We start from the raw sequence: 19,236 nt of genomic DNA on the forward strand, positions 1-19,236 counted from the left end.
ATTAATTCAGATAACCCGATCTAAATCAATGCAAAAATCGCTCCCAAAGCCAATTTTTGGCAAATTGCGCGCATTCTAATGATGGCCGTCGGGTTTGTCTACCAAAAGCACCAATATTTCTCTGTTTTTTGCACCACTCAGCGAAAACGCGCGCTTACCGCCATAAAAAGACAGTCTAAGTAAGCATAGTAACCGTTTGCGGAACAGGATGTCTGAAAAATGACGAAGAAAGCGGATTTGTAACAAGACGGGGAAGTCGTGGCGTTCAAAAAACAAGCAACCCACACTTCATAATTGACGAAAAGAATGAAAAACACGGGTTACAGCCAAAAATAAACACCAGGACGATATTTTCAATAAAAAAGAGAAGGGCAATCAAGGAACTGCCCTTTTATCAAAAGATTATGATCAAAACAACCACATCACATCTAAACTATGGATTACAAATCATCTAAGCCCAGCACATCCCGCATGTCATAAAGACCGCTTTTATGGGAAAAAAGCCATTTACCCGCACGAACAGCGCCATTTGCGAATGTCATGCGGCTGGAAGCCTTGTGAGTTATCTCAACACGCTCCCCGATATCTGCAAACATCGCGGTATGTTCCCCGACGATATCGCCGGCACGGATGGTGGCAAACCCAATGCTTTTTGGATCACGCTCACCGGTATGCCCTTCCCGTGCGTACACCGCACAATCTTTCAGATCACGCCCTAAGGCATCGGCAATCGCTTCACCCATCGCCAGCGCAGTCCCTGATGGTGCATCAACTTTATGACGGTGGTGCGCTTCCACGATTTCAATATCTGTATAGTCGCCCATGACTTTGGCGGCTTTTTCCAGCAGCTTGAGGACCACATTCACGCCCACGCTGAAGTTGGCCGCGAAAACCACCGGGATCACCTCTGAAGCCTGTTTAATTGCGGCCTTCCCGGCGTCATCAAAGCCCGTAGTGCCGATAATCATGCCTTTATGGTGTTTCTGGCAAAATTCCAGATGCGCCAGTGTGCCTTCGGGACGGGTGAAGTCGATCAGAATATCGAAGTCATCCGCCACGGTTTCCAGATTGTCATGCACCGTTATGCCCGCTGAACCGACACCCGCCAGTTCGCCTGCATCGGCGCCCACTAAGGAAGAACCGGAACGTTCCAGCGCTGCGCCCAATACCACGCCTTCGGCATCAGTGACGGCCTGAATCAGCTGGCGGCCCATACGGCCACCGGCACCAACAATGGCCATGCGAATATCAGCGTTACTCATAATTACTCTCTTCTTATTGTGGTTCTGCCGTGAAACAGAATCAGGTTATCGACCCCGCAATCAGGGAGCCAGCGAAATTGCCTCATAATTAGAAAATTATGATACAGACCCGTTAATATCAGTAAAAGCCATCTGGTTTCAGGTTACGCAATCGATGATTTTGTGTTAACCGGTTGACGCAACTGGAACTGGTTAAGGAAAAACGGTCAAAAAGTCCCGAAAAACGCCCTTCGCATAATCATGCAATTTCATGCATAAGTCCCCGCTTAGCTACGCCCTTCATGCATCATCCGCACGCCACGGATTTTACCACCGTCCCGCAGGGCACCCCCTGACAATATGTCTCACCGGATAAAAGCGATGATGAGCGCGCGAGACGAAACGCGTATTCCCTTCCCCCGATGAATGACAAATAAGCAGCGAACCGCGTATTTCTTAGATCTGAAACATTAAATTTTTATTATATGTAGTGAAATAATATTGATAAAACCAATGATTGTGGTAATAAATAGCAACCTAATTTTAACTGCCGAAATTTGATTTAACGACAGTAAAATAAGTAGCCTGGCTCCATAAGGCGCGTCTTCACCCTTACCAGACAGTCATCAGTAAGGGGAAAATAATAAATAGCTATCGCCAATTTTGTTGCTGGTTTTTTCCGATCAGTATATTGGCGCAGGGACTTAACATGAAATTCAAACTGAACAACGTCACGCAAGTGGCGACCGCAGGCCTGTTGTTTGGCTTAGCGTCTTTTGCTGCACACGCAGAAATCACCCTGATTAAACAAGATCCACAGCCTAACGATCCGCTGAGCCGCCTGAACTTCCAGGTCGGCGGCAGTATTCGTCCACAGTTCCAGTTCCAGAACGGCGTGAAAAACTACAAAACCAACGGTTTTGACGGCGGTACACGTTTCCGTTTCTCTGCTGATTATTATCTGTTTGATGACATCAGCTGGATCAACTACTACGAGTTGGGTGTCAATATTCCTGCCCTGACCGGCTGGGACAATCACCACGCCGATGGCGCGCATAACACCTCCCGCCGTATGCTTTACACCGGTCTGAAAAGCAAAACTTACGGCCAGTTGACCTTCGGTCAGCAAAACAGCGTGTATTACGATGTGGTCGGGGCGAAAACCGATATCTGGGATTACGACATGCTCGCTCAGGCACCGGGTAACGGTGTTAACGGCGACTACGACGGATCTTACCGTTCCCGTAAGATGCTGAAATACAAAAACACCTTCGGCGACGCGGATGTTTACGCTTCTTACCTGTTTGAAGACAGCGAACTGCTGACCGGCAAAAATGGCCTGCGTTACAAACGTAACGGCGGCGGTTCTGTCGGTGTGGATTACCACATCACCAAAGACCTGACATGGGGTACGGCGTACAACTACACCGACGCAGAAATGAGAAATCCGGGTGATAACACCTCGAAAGATTACAACCAGAGCATTGTCGGTACGGCGCTGAGCTGGAAACCAGGCAACTGGACAGCATCCTTCGGCGGCGGTTACTACCATGACTTCCTGACCACGGGCGTGAAAACCGAAGATCAGTTCTTCGCGGGCGACGCATACGGTCTGGAATACTTCCTGGGTTATACCTTCCCAATCAATCAGCTGGCAGTGAAAACCATTCAGCCATACTTCATGGGTGACCGTCTGAGCTACGTGACCGGCCGTGATTACCAGCGTATTGATAACGGTCTGGGTGTCTCCTTCCAGCTTGATTACGGCTTCCGTGTGGATTACGAACACGTGTTCACTTCCTCTACCGATAACCTCGGCGACATGAACCTGATCCGTCTGCGTTACGACTTCTAAGCCTTAACGACTGCACTTCCGGGGCCAGCTTTACGTCTTATTGACGGGCTGGCCCTTTCTTTTTACGCCATTTCTTCTATCCTCCGCGACCAAAGCCAGACTAGACTGAATACAGACTGTTTTGCTATATCCATTTTGTAACCGCAGGAGAGCTTTGCGATGTCAGCATTTTTCCGGTCCGACATAACAGCCATTGGCGACTATCGAGCCGAATTGGGTGAAACCCCCGTCTGGTGCCAGCGCACACAATCTTTGCTTTGGGTCGATATTCTGGCTCAGCGTGTTTTGCGTTACTGGCCCGATACCAGGCAAACTGAAATTCATGAGCTTCCCGCGCTGACCAGCGCCGTGTTGCTGACGGAAAAGAGAAATCAGTTTCTGCTGGTGTCCGTCGACGGGATCCATCTCTACGATTACTCACAGAAAAGCCGCCAGAAGCTCTGCGATTATCCGGGTGCGGAAGGTACGCGTCCGAACGAGGCCGCCATCGCGCCCGACGGTTCACTGTGGTTTGGTACGCTGGATATAAAAGAAGAAAAAGATAACGGGGAATGGTTCCGTTATGAAGCGGGGGCTGAAAAGCCCGAGATGATGCTCGATAAGGTCGGCTGCACGAATACGCTGGTCTGGTATGAAGGCAAAGTCTGGTTCGCCGACAGCAAGAAAAAACGTTTCTTTTCTGCCAACGCCCGCAGGATCAATCCGCTGAAAATATCCTGTTTTTCTTCCGGTGATAAGATCCCCGACGGTTCCGCACTGGCTCAGAATGGCTGGCTGATCACCGCCTGCTGGGGCTCGAAATGTCTGCTCCGTCAGCAGATCAATCAGGGCGAATTACTGACCCTGGATACGCTGCCGGTGCCGGTCACGCAACCGAGCTGCTGCACCTTTGGCGGCCCGGACATGACGGAGTTATTCATCACCTCGGCACGTAAGAACCTCGATGCGCCACATGCGCTGGAGGGGGCGCTGCTGCACGTCACCACGACGACGGTCGGTGCACCGCAAAATTTATTCAAATTTGAGAATCATTAATCCTGCCAACACGCAGGCACAAAAAAACCGGCCGCAGTGAGCCGGTTTTTCATTTTGAGTCAGCCATCAGTCGATCTGTTTTACATCCACGCGCAGCTCTTTCGGCACTTCGAACACGATATTTTCCTCGCGTCCTTCGATGTTGATCACATCAAGGCCACCGAATGTTTTCAGCTTGCTGATCACGTCCTGCACCAGAATATCCGGTGCGGATGCGCCTGCCGTCACGCCAATGCTTTTCGCATCTTTCAGCCAGCTTTCCTGAATATCTGCCGCAGAGTCAATCAGATAGGAAGGCACGCCGACACGTTGCGCCAGTTCGGCCAGACGGTTGGAGTTCGAGGAGTTCTTCGAACCGACCACCAGCACGACATCCGCGCCATCAGCCAGCGTACGCACGGCTTCCTGACGGTTGGTCGTCGCGTAGCAAATATCGTCTTTACGCGGCCCGATGATTTTCGGGAAGCGATCGCGCAGCGCATCAATCACCGCAGACGTATCATCAACCGACAGTGTCGTTTGCGTCATAAAGCACAGGTTGTTTTCATCTTTGACCTGCAATTTATACACATCTTCAGGCCCTTCAACCAGATACATGCCGCCTTTCGGGTTGCTGTACTGCCCCATGGTGCCTTCGACTTCCGGGTGCCCGGCGTGACCAATCAGAATCGCTTCCGTGCCTTTACGGCTGGCACGGGCCACTTCCATATGCACTTTGGTCACCAGCGGACAGGTCGCGTCAAACAACATGGTCAGATCACGCGCTTTGGCTTCCGCGCGCACCGCCTGAGAGACACCGTGAGCCGAGAAAATCAGAATCGAGCCATCAGGCACTTCGCTGATTTGCTCGATGAAAACAGCACCGCGCTGGCGGAGACTGTCAACCACGTAGCGGTTATGTACCACTTCATGGCGAACGTAGATAGGTGCGCCGTACAGTTCCAGCGCACGTTCTACAATACTGATTGCGCGGTCAACGCCCGCACAAAACCCTCGCGGATTAGCCAGCAATATCTGCATGTTTCCCCTCAAGCTCCGGGTCAATTTCCAGCACTTCAATATCGAAATCGATATGTTGCCCTGCCAGCGGATGGTTGAAATCTACAGTGATGGAATCTTCTGTCACTTCACGGACGACGCCCGGCATTTCGCTGCCATCACGACCGCTGAACAACATGATGGTGCCGACATCCGGCACCCCAGTTTCCTGAAAATCACGACGGGAGAAGAACTGAACCAGATCCGGGCTTTTGCTACCGAATGCCGATTCAGGGGCTAACGTGAATGCCCGTTTATCCCCGACGCTCAGCCCTAACAGCTGATTTTCCAGCGCGTCAGACAAGCTGCTGTCGCCAAGGCGAAACAGTGCAGGTTTGCCATTGGCGCGGGTTGATTCCGCCGTCGAGCCATCTTCCAGCTTCAACGTAAAATGCACCAGTACAGCGCTGTCGTGTTTCACCTGTTGAGACATAAACCTTATCCTTTACTCTTTGTGGCTTCAGAGGGTTTTGCCAGAAAACCTTCCAGCACCACCATGGCTGCGCCGACACAGATAAAGCTGTCGGCCAGATTGAACGTCGCAAAATGCCAGTTACCGACATAAAAATCGATAAAGTCGACCACAAAGCCGTGATACAAGCGGTCAAACAAGTTGCCCAGCGCACCGCCGATAATCATCGCAAACGCGATGTTATTGAGCTTTTGCTTCGCGCTGCCGCGATACATCAGCACGACCAGCGCCACGACGATCACCAGCGCGATTAACGCGAAGAACCAGCGCTGCCAGCCGCCTTTGTCAGCCAGGAAACTGAACGCAGCACCGTGGTTCTGGGCATAGAACAGATTCAGATACGGGATCAAAGGCATAGATTCACCGAGCTGGAAGTTTCCCATAATCAGAAACTTACTGCCGAGATCCACGATAATGACCACGACCGCCAGCCAGAGCCAGCGGAGTCCGGTGGAACAAATCGATTTACTCATTATGCAAACTTACGCTCTTCGCCGTCGCCAGCAATGTTAGTGACACAACGGCCGCAGATATCGCTGTGTTCCGCGTTCTGGCCGACATCGGTAGTGTAATGCCAGCAGCGCGGGCACTTGTCGCCTTCTGCTTTCGCCAGACCAATCTTCAGGCCTTTCAGCAATTCACTCGACTGAGCCGCGTCATCTGCATCACTCAGTGCGGCAACTTTCGCCCCTGAGGTCAGCAGCACAAAGCGCAGTTCATTGCCCAGAGAACGCAGGTCTGTTGCCAGCGCATCATCAGCAAACAGCGTGACCGCTGCTTCCAGAGAACCGCCCAGACGTTTATCCGCACGCGCCTGTTCGATCACTTTGTTCACTTCGCCACGCACTTTCAGCAGTTCATCCCAGAACGCATCGTTCATGGATTCGTTGCCTGCGAGACCGAACAGACCGTCGTACCACTCTTCGGTGAAGACGAATTTCTCACGGCTTCCCGGCAGTTCCGCCCAGATTTCATCGGCTGTGAACGACATGATCGGTGCCATCCAGCGAACCAGCGCTTCACTGATGTGATACAGCGCGGTCTGACAGCTGCGACGTGCAACGCTGTCGCTTTTCGCGGTGTACTGACGATCTTTAATGATATCCAGATAGAAGGAACCCATTTCGATCGAGCAGAACTGCATCAGACGCTGAACAACGCCATGGAAATCATAGGATTCATACGCAGCAATGATTTCTTCCTGAGCGGCTTTCGCACGGCCAACCGCCCAGCGATCCAGCACCACCATGTCCTCCGGAGCCACGCTGTGCAGCGCCGGATCGAAACCGTTAAGGTTCGCCAGCAGGAAGCGTGCGGTGTTACGGATACGGCGGTAAGAATCAGCAGCACGTTTGAGGATTTCGTCGGACACGGCGATTTCTCCAGTGTAATCCGTCGACGCGACCCACAGACGCAGAATGTCGCCACCCAGCTTGTTCATCACGTCTTGCGGCGCGATGGTATTGCCGATGGATTTAGACATTTTGCGGCCCTGACCATCCACGGTGAAACCATGAGTCAGCACTTGTTTGTAAGGCGCTTTGCCTTTCATTGCCGTCGAAATCATCAGGGAAGACATGAACCAGCCACGATGCTGGTCAGAACCTTCCAGATAAAGATCAGGAGAATGCCCGTTGAACTCAGGACGCACATCCACAACGGAAGAATGCGTTGAACCGGAGTCAAACCAGACGTCCAGCGTGTCCGGCACTTTGACGTAATCTGCGGCGTCTGCACCCAGAATGTCTTCCGGATTCAGATCCCACCATGCCTGAATGCCATCCACTTCAACACGTTTCGCCACTTCTTCCATCAGCTCAAGGCTGCGCGGATGCAGTTGCTCAGTGTCTTTGTGAACGAACAGAGACATCGGCACGCCCCAGGTACGCTGACGGGAGATACACCAGTCAGGACGGTTAGCGACCATGTTTTCGATACGCGCCTGACCCCAGTCCGGGATCCACTGCACGCCTTTGATCTCTTCCAGAGACTGCTGACGCAGGCCCTTCTGATCCATGCTGATGAACCATTGCGGCGTCGCGCGGAAGATGATTGGCGTTTTGTGGCGCCAGCAGCAAGGATAGCTGTGCGTGATTTTCTCAACGTGCAGCAATGCGCCTTTTTCACGCAGCAACTCAACGATCAGGTCGTTGGCTTTAAAGACAAATTTACCGTCCAGCGTCGGGTAAGTGCCCGGCAGGTAGCAACCGTTCGGCCCTACCGGATTCGCCACTTCCAGACCGTATTTCTGGCCGATAACAAAATCGTCAGGGCCGTGGCCTGGTGCGGTATGCACGGCACCGGTACCCGCATCGAGCGTCACGTGATCGCCCAGGATCGCCGGAACGTCGAAACCGAGGAACGGGTGTTTGAAGCGCAGCAGTTCGAGGTCTGCGCCTTTGCACTCGCCCAGAACGGTCCATCCGGCAATACCGGCACGTTTCATGACGCTTTCAACCAGATCGGTTGCCAGGATCAGACACTGACCTTCGACCTGAATCAGCTGATAAGCAAACTCAGGATTCAGTGAAATGGCGCGGTTAGCGGGCATGGTCCACGGTGTCGTGGTCCAGATAACCAGCGAGATCGGGCCATTAAAGGCAGTAACGCCAAATTTCGCTGCCACGGCTGCGGCATCCGTCGCGTTGAACGCCACATCAATAGAAGGCGAGGCTTTGTCGTAATATTCGACTTCGGCTTCGGCCAGCGACGAACCGCAATCTGTACACCAGTGCACCGGCTTGGCGCCTTTATGCAGGTGGCCGTTACCGATGATTTTGCCCAGCGCACGGATGATGTTGGCTTCGGTTTTGAAATCCATCGTCAGGTACGGATGATCCCAGTCGCCCAGCACGCCCAGACGGATGAAGTCTTTCTTCTGGCCTTCAACCTGTTCTGCGGCATATTTACGGCAGGCTTCACGGAATTCCGCCGCCGTGACTTTCTCGCCCGGCTTACCGATCAGTTGTTCGACTTTCAGCTCGATCGGCAGACCATGACAATCCCAGCCCGGCACATACGGCGCATCAAAGCCCGCAAGTCCTTTGGACTTGATAATCATGTCTTTAAGAATTTTGTTTACTGAGTGACCAATATGAATGCTGCCGTTCGCATACGGAGGGCCGTCATGCAAAATAAAGGTTTTTTTGCCTTTCTTGGCAGCACGAATAATCCCGTACAGATCCTGGTCATACCAATTTTTCAGCATGTCAGGTTCACGCTTGGCCAGATCGCCACGCATCGGGAACCCTGTTTCCGGCAAATTCAGGGTGTTCTTGTAGTCACTCATAGATTCTCGGTTCCGTTTTCGGCTGGATTCCAGGCGTTGTGACACGCCTGTCAGTACATGTTTAGCGTAGTGTCTTTAACCCGAAGAACTCACGGGCCGTCACTTCATCGTTCGCAATTTGTTGCTTTAAAGCATCAAGCGAGGAGAAACGCTGTTCGTTGCGCAATTTCGCGCGGAGCACCACATCAATGTGGCGCCCGTATAAATCTAATGTGGTGTCGAGAAGGTGCACTTCCAACTGCTTGCGCACGCCACCGACCGTCGGACGTATTCCAATATTGGCCACGCCCGGCAGAGGTTCAGGTCCGAGACCTAACACATCCACCGCATACACGCCGCGCACCGGCGACACGACCCGCTTCAACGGCACGTTCGCCGTCGGGAAGCCAATGGTACGCCCCAGCTTATCGCCGTGTACGACACGGCCTGAGATGCTGAACGGGTGACCGAGTAAATTCGCGGCCAGCGCTAAGTCATCATCGCGCAACGCATTACGGATCGCGGTGCTGCTGATGCGGTTCCCGCCTTCCCGGAAAGTTTGCGTGCTGATCACTTCGAAGCCGTATTCTTCACCGGCTTTCTGTAATAGCTCAAAATCCCCAAGACGACTGGCACCAAAGCGGAAATCATCCCCGACCGTCAGGAATTTGACGCCCAGTTTTTCCACCAGCAGTTGCGAGATAAACGCCTGCGCCATGTGTGCCGCGAACCGTGGCTCGAAACGGACACATAAAAGGTAATCAACCCCGCACTCCGCCAGATATTTGGCTTTGTCGCGTAAACTGGTTAAACGTGCAGGTGCTTTATCACCGGCAAACAGTTCCAGAGGTTGTGGCTCAAAAATCATGACCATCACCGGCAGTCCCAGACGTTGACCTTCCAGCTTCAGCTGTTCAATCAGGGCCTGATGACCACGGTGTACACCATCAAAATTGCCAATAGTCAGCACACATCCATGATGACGTGCTCGAATATTGTGTATTCCGCGAATTAGCTCCATAGCTGGCTCAAATCCAATGCTGACTCATAACGATGGAAATCGGCGGATTATACCTTGTACAGCCTCCAAGGTTAACCAGCGATTAGCAGGATCACACCATTCTCTCTTGCATACGGCAGATATTGCGGTTCAAATGGCGGCGTGGCGATGAAAATCTTTCGTTGCATACAGGGAATGCGTGACTTTTCGCATAAACAAAGCGTTAATGGCCGTAGTGGGCAGTTTGTACACTCTCCTGTCGATTTTTCTCGCGAAAGACTGTATTCCGATGCCGGAAGCTGTTAAAATCCTGCGCCATCACAACGTAACAAGCGACGAGTAAAGTTCACTCTTTAAAACGCCGCTTATTTGCACAAATCCGTTGACAAAAGAAGACCGAAAAGGCATATTCCTCGGCCTTTGAATTGTTCATCAATAGAAAAATATTTGGGAGTTGGCCTTGGCTAATATCAAATCAGCTAAGAAACGCGCCGTACAGTCAGAAAAACGCCGTAAGCACAACGCGAGCCGTCGTTCTATGATGCGTACCTTTATCAAGAAGGTATACGCGGCTATTGCAGCAGGCGACAAAGCTGCTGCACAAAACGCATTTAACGAAATGCAACCAATCGTGGACCGTCAGTCTTGCAAAGGCCTGATCCACAAAAACAAAGCAGCGCGTCATAAGTCAAACCTGACTGCGCAAATCAACGCAATGCAATAATCGCATTACGCTGAAATGCTTGATAAAAAAACCGGCTCACGCCGGTTTTTTTATATCTGAAATTCAGGCGGGTTATTCAAACAACGCCGAAAAGTCGGTATGACAAATCTGCTGTACTGAAGGATGCTGAATCATTCTCTCAGCAAAAATGACGTAATACTCTTCCATGATCCCTTCTACACGCCCGACTTCCTCAATTTTCTCATCCTGAAATTCTGTTGAAGAATAGATCGCCGGTGCGACAAAAATCGCGTCGTTGTTCATTCCGAATGCTTTCATCAACGCAGCATCATCAAACTCGCCCAGAATGTTTACCTTCAGTCCCTGGGTATTAAACCAGTTCAGCAATTTGCGGCCGAGCATTGAACGGCGACCGGGGATCAGCAAAGGACGCTGTTCCAGACAGGCAGGAAAATCCACACCTGTCGGCGGAGTACAGCAGAAGAAGCTTATCGGGCTTTCACCCAGTTTTACCGAGAACAGCCCCTCCTGCTGGGTGGAATCCACCGGGCAGTCAGACAAAATCATATCCAGTTTATGCAGGCTCAGTTGTTCGAGCAGCATTTCGTGCGTCGATTCAAAACAGCGCAGGTGAATTTGCGCATTGTCCGGCACCGCCGCTTCCAGTACACGGCTGACCAGTCGTTTGGATAACGCATCCGCCACGCCCACATCAAACAGCAGACTCGACTCTTTGCGGTAATTCACGATATCCAGCATTTCCTGGCTGAGCGTAAACATCTTATCGGCATAACGGTAAATCAGTTGTCCCAGTTCAGAAGGCACCAGACCGCGCCCCTGACGCTTAAACAGTTTGCCGCCCAGCCTTTCTTCCAGCGATTTAATCTGCCCGGTGATGGTCTGCGGAGTCAGATACAACGCCTCTGCGGCTCCCACAACAGAACCTGATTTACACACGTGCCAGAAATAATACAAATGGTTGTAATTAATATGAGGCATGCTTTCATCCTTTCCTGAAGTATCGAACCCACCTGACGATTATCGGGTGATTTTCTTCGGTAATGCGCGACTCAGTAACAGGTAACCCAATACGGCTGACGCCACCGACCCCATCAGGATGCCCATTTTCGCGTACGTCAGCAGTGCCGCATCCAGCTCAGCAAACGCCAGTGAACCGATGAAAATCGACATGGTAAAACCAATACCGCACAGCACGGAGACCGCAGCGATCTGGCTAAACGTAATGCCGGATGGCAAACGGGTAATCCCGGATTTCAATGCCAGACCCCCGAACAAAATGATGCCCAGTGGTTTGCCCAGCAGAAGCCCCGCTGCGATGCCCATCGGTAACAAAGAAAATGCACCGGCAGCCGTTGCGCCCTGCAACGAAATTCCCGCATTGGCGAATGCAAACATTGGCAAAATAAACCAGGCCACATACGGATGGATCCCGTGCTCCAGACGGCGCGCAGGTGAAGCCTTATTGCTCCGGGTATTTAGCGGGATCAGGAAGCCGAGGATCACACCGGCTAATGTCGCGTGAATACCTGACTTCAGCACACAGACCCAGAATACCGCGCCAACCAGCAGGTAAGGCGTCAGCTTTGTCACGCCACGCCAGTTCAGTAACGCCAGCACCGCGATGCACGCCGCTGACAGTCCCAGCGCCATCATCGAGACATCGTGGCTGTAAAAAAGCGCGATGATCACAATCGCACCCAGATCATCAATAATGGCCAGCGCCAGCAGGAACACTTTCAGGCCGGTCGGCACGCGGGAACCCAGCAAAGCCATCACACCCAGCGCAAATGCAATATCCGTTGCGGCCGGAATCGCCCAACCCTGACGTGCAATCTCATCGCCGCCGTTAAACAGTAAATAAATTAAGGCCGGAACCACCATGCCGCCGAGCGCAGCAATCGCCGGAAACATCGCCTGCTCGCGGTTCGCCAGTGCGCCTTCGCACAACTCACGTTTCACTTCGAGGCCGATCATCAGAAAGAACACCGCCATCAGGCCGTCGTTAATCCACAGCAACAGCGGTTTGTCGATCAGCAACTCAGAGAAACGCAGCGTGACCGGGATATCCAGAAACGCCTGATAGGCGCCCTGCAACGGGCTGTTCGCCATCACCAGCGCGATAACAGCGGCAACGATCAGGACGATACCGCCCGCCGCTTCCATACGTAAAAACTGACGGATTACATTCGGCATTCTGACTCTCCTGTAGAAAAAACCGTGGCGCAAAAAGGATTGCCACAATGGAATGCGAATTGTACGCAGCTCATCACTTCGTAAAAAGTCGATTATTTCTGCAGTATACCTCGGTTTTTACGAATCATTTATTTTAAACACTGACTTAAAAATCCCATAAAAAAATCCCCGGAGCGTGAACCGCTGCCGGGGATTTCATCTGGCTTTCCACCGCTGTATTCAGCGAAGGATTAGCGGGTCAGATCATCAAAGAACTTTTTCACGCCATCCAGGAAGCTTTTAGAGCGCGGGCTGTTTTTTTCACCAGACACGCCACCAAAACTTTCTTCCAGATCACGCAACAGCTGTTTCTGTTTTTCGCTCAGGCTGACCGGCGTTTCCACGACCACACGGCACATTAAATCGCCCTGCACACCGCCACGAACAGATTTCACACCGCGTCCGCGCATACGGAACATCTTACCCGTTTGCGTTTCAGCCGGAATTTTCAGGTTCACGCGGCCATCCAGCGTTGGCACTTCGATTTCGCCGCCTAAAGCTGCCATGGCGAAATTGATCGGCACTTCGCAGTACAGGTTATTGCCTTCACGCTCAAAGATTTTGTGCGCTTTGACCTGAACCTGAACGTACAGATCGCCTGACGGAGCGCCATGCTCACCGGCTTCGCCTTCACCTTCCAGACGAATACGGTCGCCGGTATCCACACCCGCAGGAATTTTCACCGACAACGTTTTAGAACGTTCTACACGGCCATGACCATGACATTTGTTGCACGGGTCTTTAATGACTTTCCCGCGTCCCTGACAGGTCGGACACGCCTGTTGCACCGTGAAGAAGCCCTGACGCATCTGCACCTGACCCGCACCGTGACAGGTCGGACAGGTGGTCGGAGAGCTACCCGCTTTCGCGCCGCTGCCGTGGCAGACGTCACATTCATCCAGCGTCGGGATGCGGATCTCTTTGGTGACACCACGAACGGCCTCTTCCAGAGTCAGATCCATGTTGTAACGCAGGTCTGAACCCCGGCTGGCACGCTGACGGCGACCGCCGCCAAAGATGTCGCCAAAGACGTCACCAAAGATGTCGCTGAAATCTGCACCGCCGCCGTAACCACCGCCGCCACCGCCCATGCCACCCTGTTCAAAGGCTGCATGACCGTACTGGTCGTAGGCCGCACGCTTTTGCGCATCGGTCAGAATTTCATAAGCTTCTTTAATTTCTTTGAATTTGCTTTCAGATTCTTTATCGCCCTGATTTCGGTCAGGGTGATGTTTCATCGCCAGGCGCTTATAAGCCTTTTTGATTTCACGCTCATCCGCTGTTTTGGATACGCCTAAAATCTCGTAATAATCTTGCTTCGCCATGCTTTAACCTACCCTCAACATGCGTGCACGGGCGTAGAGTTTCCTCGACGCCCGTGCTGGTTATCAGTAAAACTTCTTACTGTGCCCGCTTAAGGGCGATTATTTTTTGTCTTTGACTTCTTCGAATTCAGCGTCAACAACGTCGTCATCTTTCTGCGCGCTGGTGTCGCCGCCTTCGGCCTGGCCTTGCTGCTGAGCCATTTCCATCAGTTTGCCGGAAACCTGTACCAGCGCCTGGATTTTCGCTTCGATGTCAGCCTTGTCTTCACCTTTAGCAGAAACTTCCAGTGCTTTCAGGGCTTCTTCTACCGCGGTTTTGTCTTCAGCTGGCAGTTTATCGCCGGCTTCTTCCAGTTGCTTACGGGTACCGTGGATCAGGTGGTCCGCCTGGTTGCGGGTCTGAACCAGTTCTTCAAACTTACGGTCAGCTTCAGCATTGGCTTCGGCATCGCTTACCATTTTCTGGATTTCTTCTTCGCTCAGACCAGAAGATGCCTTGATGGTGATCTTCTGCTCACGGCCGGTATTTTTGTCTTTCGCAGACACATGCAGGATACCATCGGCATCAAGGTCGAAGGTAACTTCGATCTGAGCCTGGCCGCGTGGTGCTGCCTGAATACCGTCCAGGTTGAATTGACCCAGAGATTTGTTGTCACTTGAACGCTTACGTTCACCCTGCAACACATGGATGGTCACTGCAGACTGGTTGTCTTCCGCAGTAGAGAACACCTGGCTGTGTTTCGTCGGGATAGTGGTGTTTTTGGTGATGAGCGGAGTCATCACGCTGCCCATTGTTTCGATACCCAGAGACAACGGGGTAACGTCCAGCAGCAGAACGTCTTTCACGTCACCGGCCAATACACCACCCTGAACTGCTGCACCGATTGCCACAGCTTCGTCCGGGTTCACGTCTTTACGTGGTTCTTTACCGAAGAAATCAGCAACTTTCTTCTGAACCATTGGCATACGGGTCTGACCACCCACCAGGATAACGTCCTGAATGTCAGAAACTGACAGACCTGCGTCTTTCAGCGCCACTTTCAGTGGTTCGATAGAACGGTTTACCAGGTCTTCAACCAAAGATTCCAGTTTTGCACGGGTCACTTTGATGTTCATGTGTTTAGGACCTGTCGCATCAGCAGTGATGTACGGCAGGTTCACGTCAGTTTGCTGAGCAGAAGACAATTCAATCTTCGCTTTTTCAGCGGCTTCTTTCAGACGTTGCATCGCCAGTGGATCGTTACGCAGATCCATGCCTTGCTCTTTCTTAAACTCTTCAACCAGATAGTTGATCATACGGCTGTCGAAGTCTTCACCACCGAGGTGAGTATCACCGTTGGTTGCCAGAACTTCGAAGGTTTTTTCGCCGTCAACTTCATCAATTTCGATAATAGAGATATCGAAAGTACCACCACCGAGGTCATAAACCGCGATAGTACGGTTACCGATTTCACGATCCAGGCCGTAAGCCAGTGCCGCTGCAGTCGGTTCGTTGATGATACGTTTGACTTCCAGACCTGCGATACGGCCAGCATCTTTAGTTGCCTGACGCTGAGCATCGTTGAAGTATGCAGGTACAGTGATAACAGCTTCAGTCACTGGTTCGCCCAGATAATCTTCAGCGGTTTTCTTCATTTTCTTCAACACTTCAGCAGAGATCTGCGGAGGTGCGATTTTCTGACCTTTAACGTCGATCCAGGCGTCGCCATTGTCAGCGCCTACGATCTGGTAAGGCATGATGCCTTTATCACGTTGTACTTCTTCATCCTGGAAGCGACGGCCAATCAGGCGCTTAATCGCGAACAGTGTGTTCTGTGGGTTAGTCACAGCCTGACGTTTAGCCGGAGAACCCACCAGAGTCTCGCCATCTGCCGCATAAGCGATGATGGACGGAGTGGTGCGGTCGCCTTCAGCATTCTCCAGTACACGAGCAGTCGTGCCATCCATGATAGCTACACAAGAGTTGGTGGTGCCCAGGTCGATCCCAATAATTTTACCCATCTAAAACGTCTCCACTTAAATTCATATTCGTTCAGGTTGCTACTGTATATGCGGCCAATCTTATCGATTTCAATAGCCCCATATTACGGATTTCCCGACGGTAACAACTGCGGTTGGGAATAAGATGGGGCCATGCTGCTCAGCATCAAGGGGCAAAGTGAAAAAAAATCTTCAATTGCTGTTACGCCAGATCAATGTTTACTGACGCAACCCTCCTTATGATGCCGCGCGCTTCCAAAGATATGCGGCTTTTTTACCCATTTCCCAAGCGTTTCTTCCCCCGATTATCAATGAATAATAAATCTGATACAGAGGATCTATGCACAGCAAAACCCTGGCAAATCCAGGCCCGCTTGGGCTGATGGGATTTGGTATGACCACTATCTTATTGAATTTACACAACGCAGGCTTTTTTCCCCTGACCGCAGTCATTGTCAGCATGGGGATTTTTTATGGTGGTTTGATTCAGATCCTTGCAGGGATGATGGAATTTAAAAAAGGGAATACCTTCGGTACCACCGCATTCACGTCTTACGGTGCGTTCTGGTTGAGCCTGGTCGGCATCTTAATGCTGCCACGCATGGGCATGGCTGACGCCAGCAGTGAAAGTTTCCTCGGCGCTTACCTTGGCATCTGGGGCGTGTTCACATTATTTATGTTCTTTGGCACCCTGAAAGCCAACCGGGGTTTACAGGTTGTTTTCGGCAGCCTGGTGATTTTGTTCGCACTGTTATGTTTCGGCAACATGACCGGTAACACCGCGGTACTGCACTTTGCCGGTTTTGAAGGCATCTTCTGCGGTGCCAGCGCGATTTATCTCGCCATGGCCGAAGTGCTGAATGAACAATATGGCCGTACTGTTTTGCCTGTCGGCGAACCGAAAAGCCACTCCCCACAAGGAGAGGCAGTGACGGCATAACCGCCCCGCTGTCAGACGACAAAGCCCTGCATCGCAGGGCTTTTTTATGCATAGCGTAAGGCAAAAGGAGCGGGATTTACTGACCTGAAGAGGCACCTTCGGCAAATTTTGCCGCGCGGGTCGTCTCACTGTTCAAATCACGGCTGAGATAAATACCGGTCAGCAACCCAATCGCGGACAAGGCCAGCACATAATATGCCGGTGCCATCGGGGTCAGGCGCATAATCAGCGTAACGAAAACCGGTGTCAGCCCGCCGAAAATCGCGTAGGCCACGTTGTAAGAGAAGGAGATGCCGGTAAAACGCACTTCTGCCGGGAATGCCCGCACCATCACATACGGCACCGCGCCGACCACACCGACGCTCAGTCCCGCCAGGGCATACATGCCCATCAGCACCGAGGCATCCGCCGCGACCATATGATAGAAAGACCAGCTGCAAATCCCGAGGAACAGGCTGCCGAAGATGAAGGTTTTGCTGGCACCGAGGCGGTCCACAATGCTGCCCGAGATAATGCAGCCAAACATCAGCGCGATGGTGGCCAGACAGTTTGCCTGCAATGCCGCTGCCGCCGGAATGCCAAACTGTTTCTGCAACCAGGTCGGCGTCATCAGGATCACCACCACGATGCCGGCCGATAACAGCCAGGTCATCAGCATCGAGACCACGATTTCTTTTTTATGATTGGCCACCACGGCTTTCAGCGGTAACTCTTCCGCCAGCGCTTTGTGCGCTTTCATCTCCATAAAGACAGGCGTTTCCTGTAACCAGCGGCGCAGGTACATGGCGATCAGACCGAAAATCCCACCAATAAAGAAAGGAATACGCCAGCCATACTGGCTGATGGTCGCAGGTGTCATGCTTGTGTTCAGTAAAGTTGCCACCAGTGAGCCCAGCAGGATCCCCAGGGTTAACCCGGCGGTGAGTGTACCGCAGGCAAAACCAATGCGGTTACGCGGCACATGTTCTGCCACGAAGACCCATGCGCCCGGCACCTCGCCCCCGATCGCCGCGCCCTGTAACAGCCGCATCAGCAGCAGTAGTAACGGTGCCGCCATACCGATCGAGGCGTAGGTCGGTAACAATCCCATCGCCAGCGTCGGCAAAGCCATTAATAAAATGCTCAGGCTGAACATCCGCTTACGGCCCACCAGATCGCCAAAGTGCGCCATGATGATGCCACCCAGGGGCCGCGCCAGATATCCGGCGGCGAAAATACCAAAGGTCTGAACCTGACGCAGCCAGTCGGGCATGTCTGCCGGGAAGAAGAGATCGCCAATCACCGCAGCGAAGAAGACGAAAATAATGAAGTCGTAGAATTCGAGAGCGCCGCCCAAAGCCGCAAGGGAGAGCGTTTTGAAGTCCTGCCGGTTCAACCGGCGCGATTGTGCGTGTTGCATAGGATACCGTCAGACACCAGAGAGAAGAATGGAAAAAGGCTTTGCCACCTCATGTAAAGTAATCATTACTATAACGGCAAATATTTTTCACACCAGTGGTGTCTGACGCATAACTACGCTTAATGTTAAAAATGATCGCTATTCAGCTTTTTGTATCGCGGCGGGCACTTTTGGGACGGAAAGCTGCTACCACGTTGTCATGGGTCTCGATATAAGGGCCGTCGAGCAACTGGATGCAGTAAGGCACGCTGGCAAAAATGCCGGAAACAATCACTTTACCGTCGGCATCTTTCAGCCCTTCCAGCGTTTCCTGAATGGATTTCGGCTGGCCGGGTAAATTAAGGATCAGCGCCTGTTTGCGGATCACGCCAACCTGCCGCGACAAAATCGCCGTCGGCACAAAATGCAGGCTGATCTGGCGCATCTGTTCGCCAAAGCCAGGCATCTCCCGGTCAGCCACAGCCAGCGTGGCATCCGGCGTGACATCACGGCGCGCAGGCCCGGTTCCGCCGGTGGTCAGCACCAGATGACACCCGCTTTCATCCACCAGTTCACTGATCGCCTGTTCAATTAACGGTTGCTCGTCGGGGATCAGTTTTTTCTCCAGCTTAAAAGGCGTAATGAGCGCTTTTTCCAGCCACGCTTCCAGCGCCGGAATGCCTTTGTCCTGATAAACACCGTTCGACGCGCGGTCCGACACCGATACCAGACCAATTCGTAATGTATCCATGCTATTTCTCCACAG

At 52.2% G+C, this 19,236-nt stretch carries 16 protein-coding genes; 4 read left to right on the forward strand and 12 right to left on the reverse strand.

Annotation, left to right across the window (positions count from 1 at the left end; translation table 11 throughout):
* Nucleotides 1-440: 440 nt before the first annotated feature.
* Nucleotides 441-1,262, reverse strand: coding sequence for a 4-hydroxy-tetrahydrodipicolinate reductase (dapB, locus tag EYY67_RS09350; RefSeq protein WP_131693380.1), 822 nt, complete (start codon nucleotides 1,260-1,262; stop codon nucleotides 441-443).
* 688 nt (nucleotides 1,263-1,950) lie between these two features.
* Between dapB and EYY67_RS09355 the strand changes: the two genes are divergently transcribed.
* Together EYY67_RS09355 and EYY67_RS09360 are read left to right on the forward strand one after the other, a co-directional pair.
* Nucleotides 1,951-3,096: a porin gene (locus EYY67_RS09355; protein WP_095924609.1), complete on the forward strand. Its 1,146-nt coding sequence runs from the start codon at nucleotides 1,951-1,953 to the stop codon at nucleotides 3,094-3,096.
* A 159-nt stretch (nucleotides 3,097-3,255) separates the two neighbouring features.
* Entirely contained in the window at nucleotides 3,256-4,131 is an 876-nt protein-coding gene (locus EYY67_RS09360) for an SMP-30/gluconolactonase/LRE family protein (RefSeq protein ID WP_131693381.1), read from the forward strand.
* A 66-nt stretch (nucleotides 4,132-4,197) separates the two neighbouring features.
* Here EYY67_RS09360 and ispH read toward each other — a convergent pair whose 3' ends face one another.
* The 5 genes from ispH to ribF all read right to left on the reverse strand — a co-directional run bounded on the left by ispH (nucleotide 4,198) and on the right by ribF (nucleotide 9,930).
* A complete protein-coding gene (gene ispH, locus EYY67_RS09365) occupies nucleotides 4,198-5,151 on the reverse strand; it encodes a 4-hydroxy-3-methylbut-2-enyl diphosphate reductase (RefSeq protein WP_095924607.1) in 954 nt (317 codons plus the stop codon).
* The gene (fkpB, locus tag EYY67_RS09370) at nucleotides 5,132-5,602 is read right to left on the reverse strand and encodes an FKBP-type peptidyl-prolyl cis-trans isomerase (RefSeq protein ID WP_047605761.1); all 471 of its coding nucleotides are present in this window, start codon (nucleotides 5,600-5,602) and stop codon (nucleotides 5,132-5,134) included. The genes ispH and fkpB overlap by 20 nt, the downstream gene beginning before the upstream one ends.
* A 5-nt stretch (nucleotides 5,603-5,607) precedes the next feature.
* Nucleotides 5,608-6,114, reverse strand: a complete 507-nt coding sequence (gene lspA / locus EYY67_RS09375) for a signal peptidase II (RefSeq protein WP_015698717.1) — start codon at nucleotides 6,112-6,114, stop codon at nucleotides 5,608-5,610.
* On the reverse strand, nucleotides 6,114-8,930 hold the full coding sequence (gene ileS / locus EYY67_RS09380) for an isoleucine--tRNA ligase (RefSeq protein ID WP_131693382.1): 2,817 nt from the start codon (nucleotides 8,928-8,930) through the stop codon (nucleotides 6,114-6,116). Before ileS ends, lspA begins: the two co-directional genes overlap by 1 nt.
* 61 nt (nucleotides 8,931-8,991) lie before the next feature.
* Entirely contained in the window at nucleotides 8,992-9,930 is a 939-nt protein-coding gene (gene ribF / locus EYY67_RS09385; protein ID WP_119822504.1) for a bifunctional riboflavin kinase/FAD synthetase, read from the reverse strand.
* Between the two features lie 439 nt (nucleotides 9,931-10,369).
* On the opposite strand from ribF, the gene rpsT reads away from it, so the two are divergent.
* Complete coding sequence (gene rpsT / locus EYY67_RS09395) at nucleotides 10,370-10,633, forward strand: 30S ribosomal protein S20 (RefSeq protein WP_013577064.1); 264 nt, start codon at nucleotides 10,370-10,372, stop codon at nucleotides 10,631-10,633.
* A 72-nt stretch (nucleotides 10,634-10,705) separates the two neighbouring features.
* Here rpsT and nhaR read toward each other — a convergent pair whose 3' ends face one another.
* The 4 genes from nhaR to dnaK all read right to left on the reverse strand — a co-directional run bounded on the left by nhaR (nucleotide 10,706) and on the right by dnaK (nucleotide 16,173).
* On the reverse strand, nucleotides 10,706-11,593 hold the full coding sequence (gene nhaR, locus EYY67_RS09400) for a transcriptional activator NhaR (protein ID WP_095924603.1): 888 nt from the start codon (nucleotides 11,591-11,593) through the stop codon (nucleotides 10,706-10,708).
* Nucleotides 11,594-11,632: 39 nt separating this feature from the next.
* Nucleotides 11,633-12,808 carry a Na+/H+ antiporter NhaA gene (gene nhaA, locus EYY67_RS09405; RefSeq protein ID WP_095924602.1) on the reverse strand — a complete coding sequence of 392 codons (1,176 nt, stop codon included), beginning with the start codon at nucleotides 12,806-12,808 and terminating at the stop codon, nucleotides 11,633-11,635.
* 230 nt (nucleotides 12,809-13,038) lie between these two features.
* Nucleotides 13,039-14,172: a molecular chaperone DnaJ gene (dnaJ, locus tag EYY67_RS09410; RefSeq protein ID WP_095924601.1), complete on the reverse strand. Its 1,134-nt coding sequence runs from the start codon at nucleotides 14,170-14,172 to the stop codon at nucleotides 13,039-13,041.
* 99 nt (nucleotides 14,173-14,271) lie between these two features.
* A complete protein-coding gene (gene dnaK / locus EYY67_RS09415; protein ID WP_119822503.1) occupies nucleotides 14,272-16,173 on the reverse strand; it encodes a molecular chaperone DnaK in 1,902 nt (633 codons plus the stop codon).
* Between the two features lie 319 nt (nucleotides 16,174-16,492).
* On the opposite strand from dnaK, the gene satP reads away from it, so the two are divergent.
* Nucleotides 16,493-17,092 (forward strand): acetate uptake transporter, encoded by a 600-nt coding sequence (gene satP, locus EYY67_RS09420; RefSeq protein WP_095924599.1) that lies wholly within the window; start codon nucleotides 16,493-16,495, stop codon nucleotides 17,090-17,092.
* 76 nt (nucleotides 17,093-17,168) lie between these two features.
* On the opposite strand, the gene EYY67_RS09425 is transcribed toward satP, so the two are convergent.
* Nucleotides 17,169-18,491 carry an MFS transporter gene (locus EYY67_RS09425; protein WP_119822502.1) on the reverse strand — a complete coding sequence of 441 codons (1,323 nt, stop codon included), beginning with the start codon at nucleotides 18,489-18,491 and terminating at the stop codon, nucleotides 17,169-17,171.
* Between the two features lie 142 nt (nucleotides 18,492-18,633).
* The gene (gene mog / locus EYY67_RS09430) at nucleotides 18,634-19,221 is read right to left on the reverse strand and encodes a molybdopterin adenylyltransferase (RefSeq protein ID WP_095924597.1); all 588 of its coding nucleotides are present in this window, start codon (nucleotides 19,219-19,221) and stop codon (nucleotides 18,634-18,636) included.
* Between the last annotated feature and the right edge of the window lie 15 nt (nucleotides 19,222-19,236).

This window comes from Rahnella victoriana (genome assembly GCF_004330295.1).
In the GTDB taxonomy this organism is placed as follows: Bacteria; Pseudomonadota; Gammaproteobacteria; order Enterobacterales; family Enterobacteriaceae; genus Rahnella; species Rahnella victoriana.

Bases quoted from the DNA above. Each gene is read 5' to 3' on its own strand.
- dapB (WP_131693380.1), bottom strand. From the start codon at position 1,262: ATGAGTAACGCTGATATTCGCATGGCCATTGTTGGTGCCGGTGGCCGT.
- EYY67_RS09355 (WP_095924609.1), top strand. From the start codon at position 1,951: ATGAAATTCAAACTGAACAACGTCACGCAAGTGGCGACCGCAGGCCTG.
- EYY67_RS09360 (WP_131693381.1), top strand. From the start codon at position 3,256: ATGTCAGCATTTTTCCGGTCCGACATAACAGCCATTGGCGACTATCGA.
- ispH (WP_095924607.1), bottom strand. From the start codon at position 5,151: ATGCAGATATTGCTGGCTAATCCGCGAGGGTTTTGTGCGGGCGTTGAC.
- fkpB (WP_047605761.1), bottom strand. From the start codon at position 5,602: ATGTCTCAACAGGTGAAACACGACAGCGCTGTACTGGTGCATTTTACG.
- lspA (WP_015698717.1), bottom strand. From the start codon at position 6,114: ATGAGTAAATCGATTTGTTCCACCGGACTCCGCTGGCTCTGGCTGGCG.
- ileS (WP_131693382.1), bottom strand. From the start codon at position 8,930: ATGAGTGACTACAAGAACACCCTGAATTTGCCGGAAACAGGGTTCCCG.
- ribF (WP_119822504.1), bottom strand. From the start codon at position 9,930: ATGGAGCTAATTCGCGGAATACACAATATTCGAGCACGTCATCATGGA.
- nhaR (WP_095924603.1), bottom strand. From the start codon at position 11,593: ATGCCTCATATTAATTACAACCATTTGTATTATTTCTGGCACGTGTGT.
- nhaA (WP_095924602.1), bottom strand. From the start codon at position 12,808: ATGCCGAATGTAATCCGTCAGTTTTTACGTATGGAAGCGGCGGGCGGT.
- dnaJ (WP_095924601.1), bottom strand. From the start codon at position 14,172: ATGGCGAAGCAAGATTATTACGAGATTTTAGGCGTATCCAAAACAGCG.
- dnaK (WP_119822503.1), bottom strand. From the start codon at position 16,173: ATGGGTAAAATTATTGGGATCGACCTGGGCACCACCAACTCTTGTGTA.
- satP (WP_095924599.1), top strand. From the start codon at position 16,493: ATGCACAGCAAAACCCTGGCAAATCCAGGCCCGCTTGGGCTGATGGGA.
- EYY67_RS09425 (WP_119822502.1), bottom strand. From the start codon at position 18,491: ATGCAACACGCACAATCGCGCCGGTTGAACCGGCAGGACTTCAAAACG.
- mog (WP_095924597.1), bottom strand. From the start codon at position 19,221: ATGGATACATTACGAATTGGTCTGGTATCGGTGTCGGACCGCGCGTCG.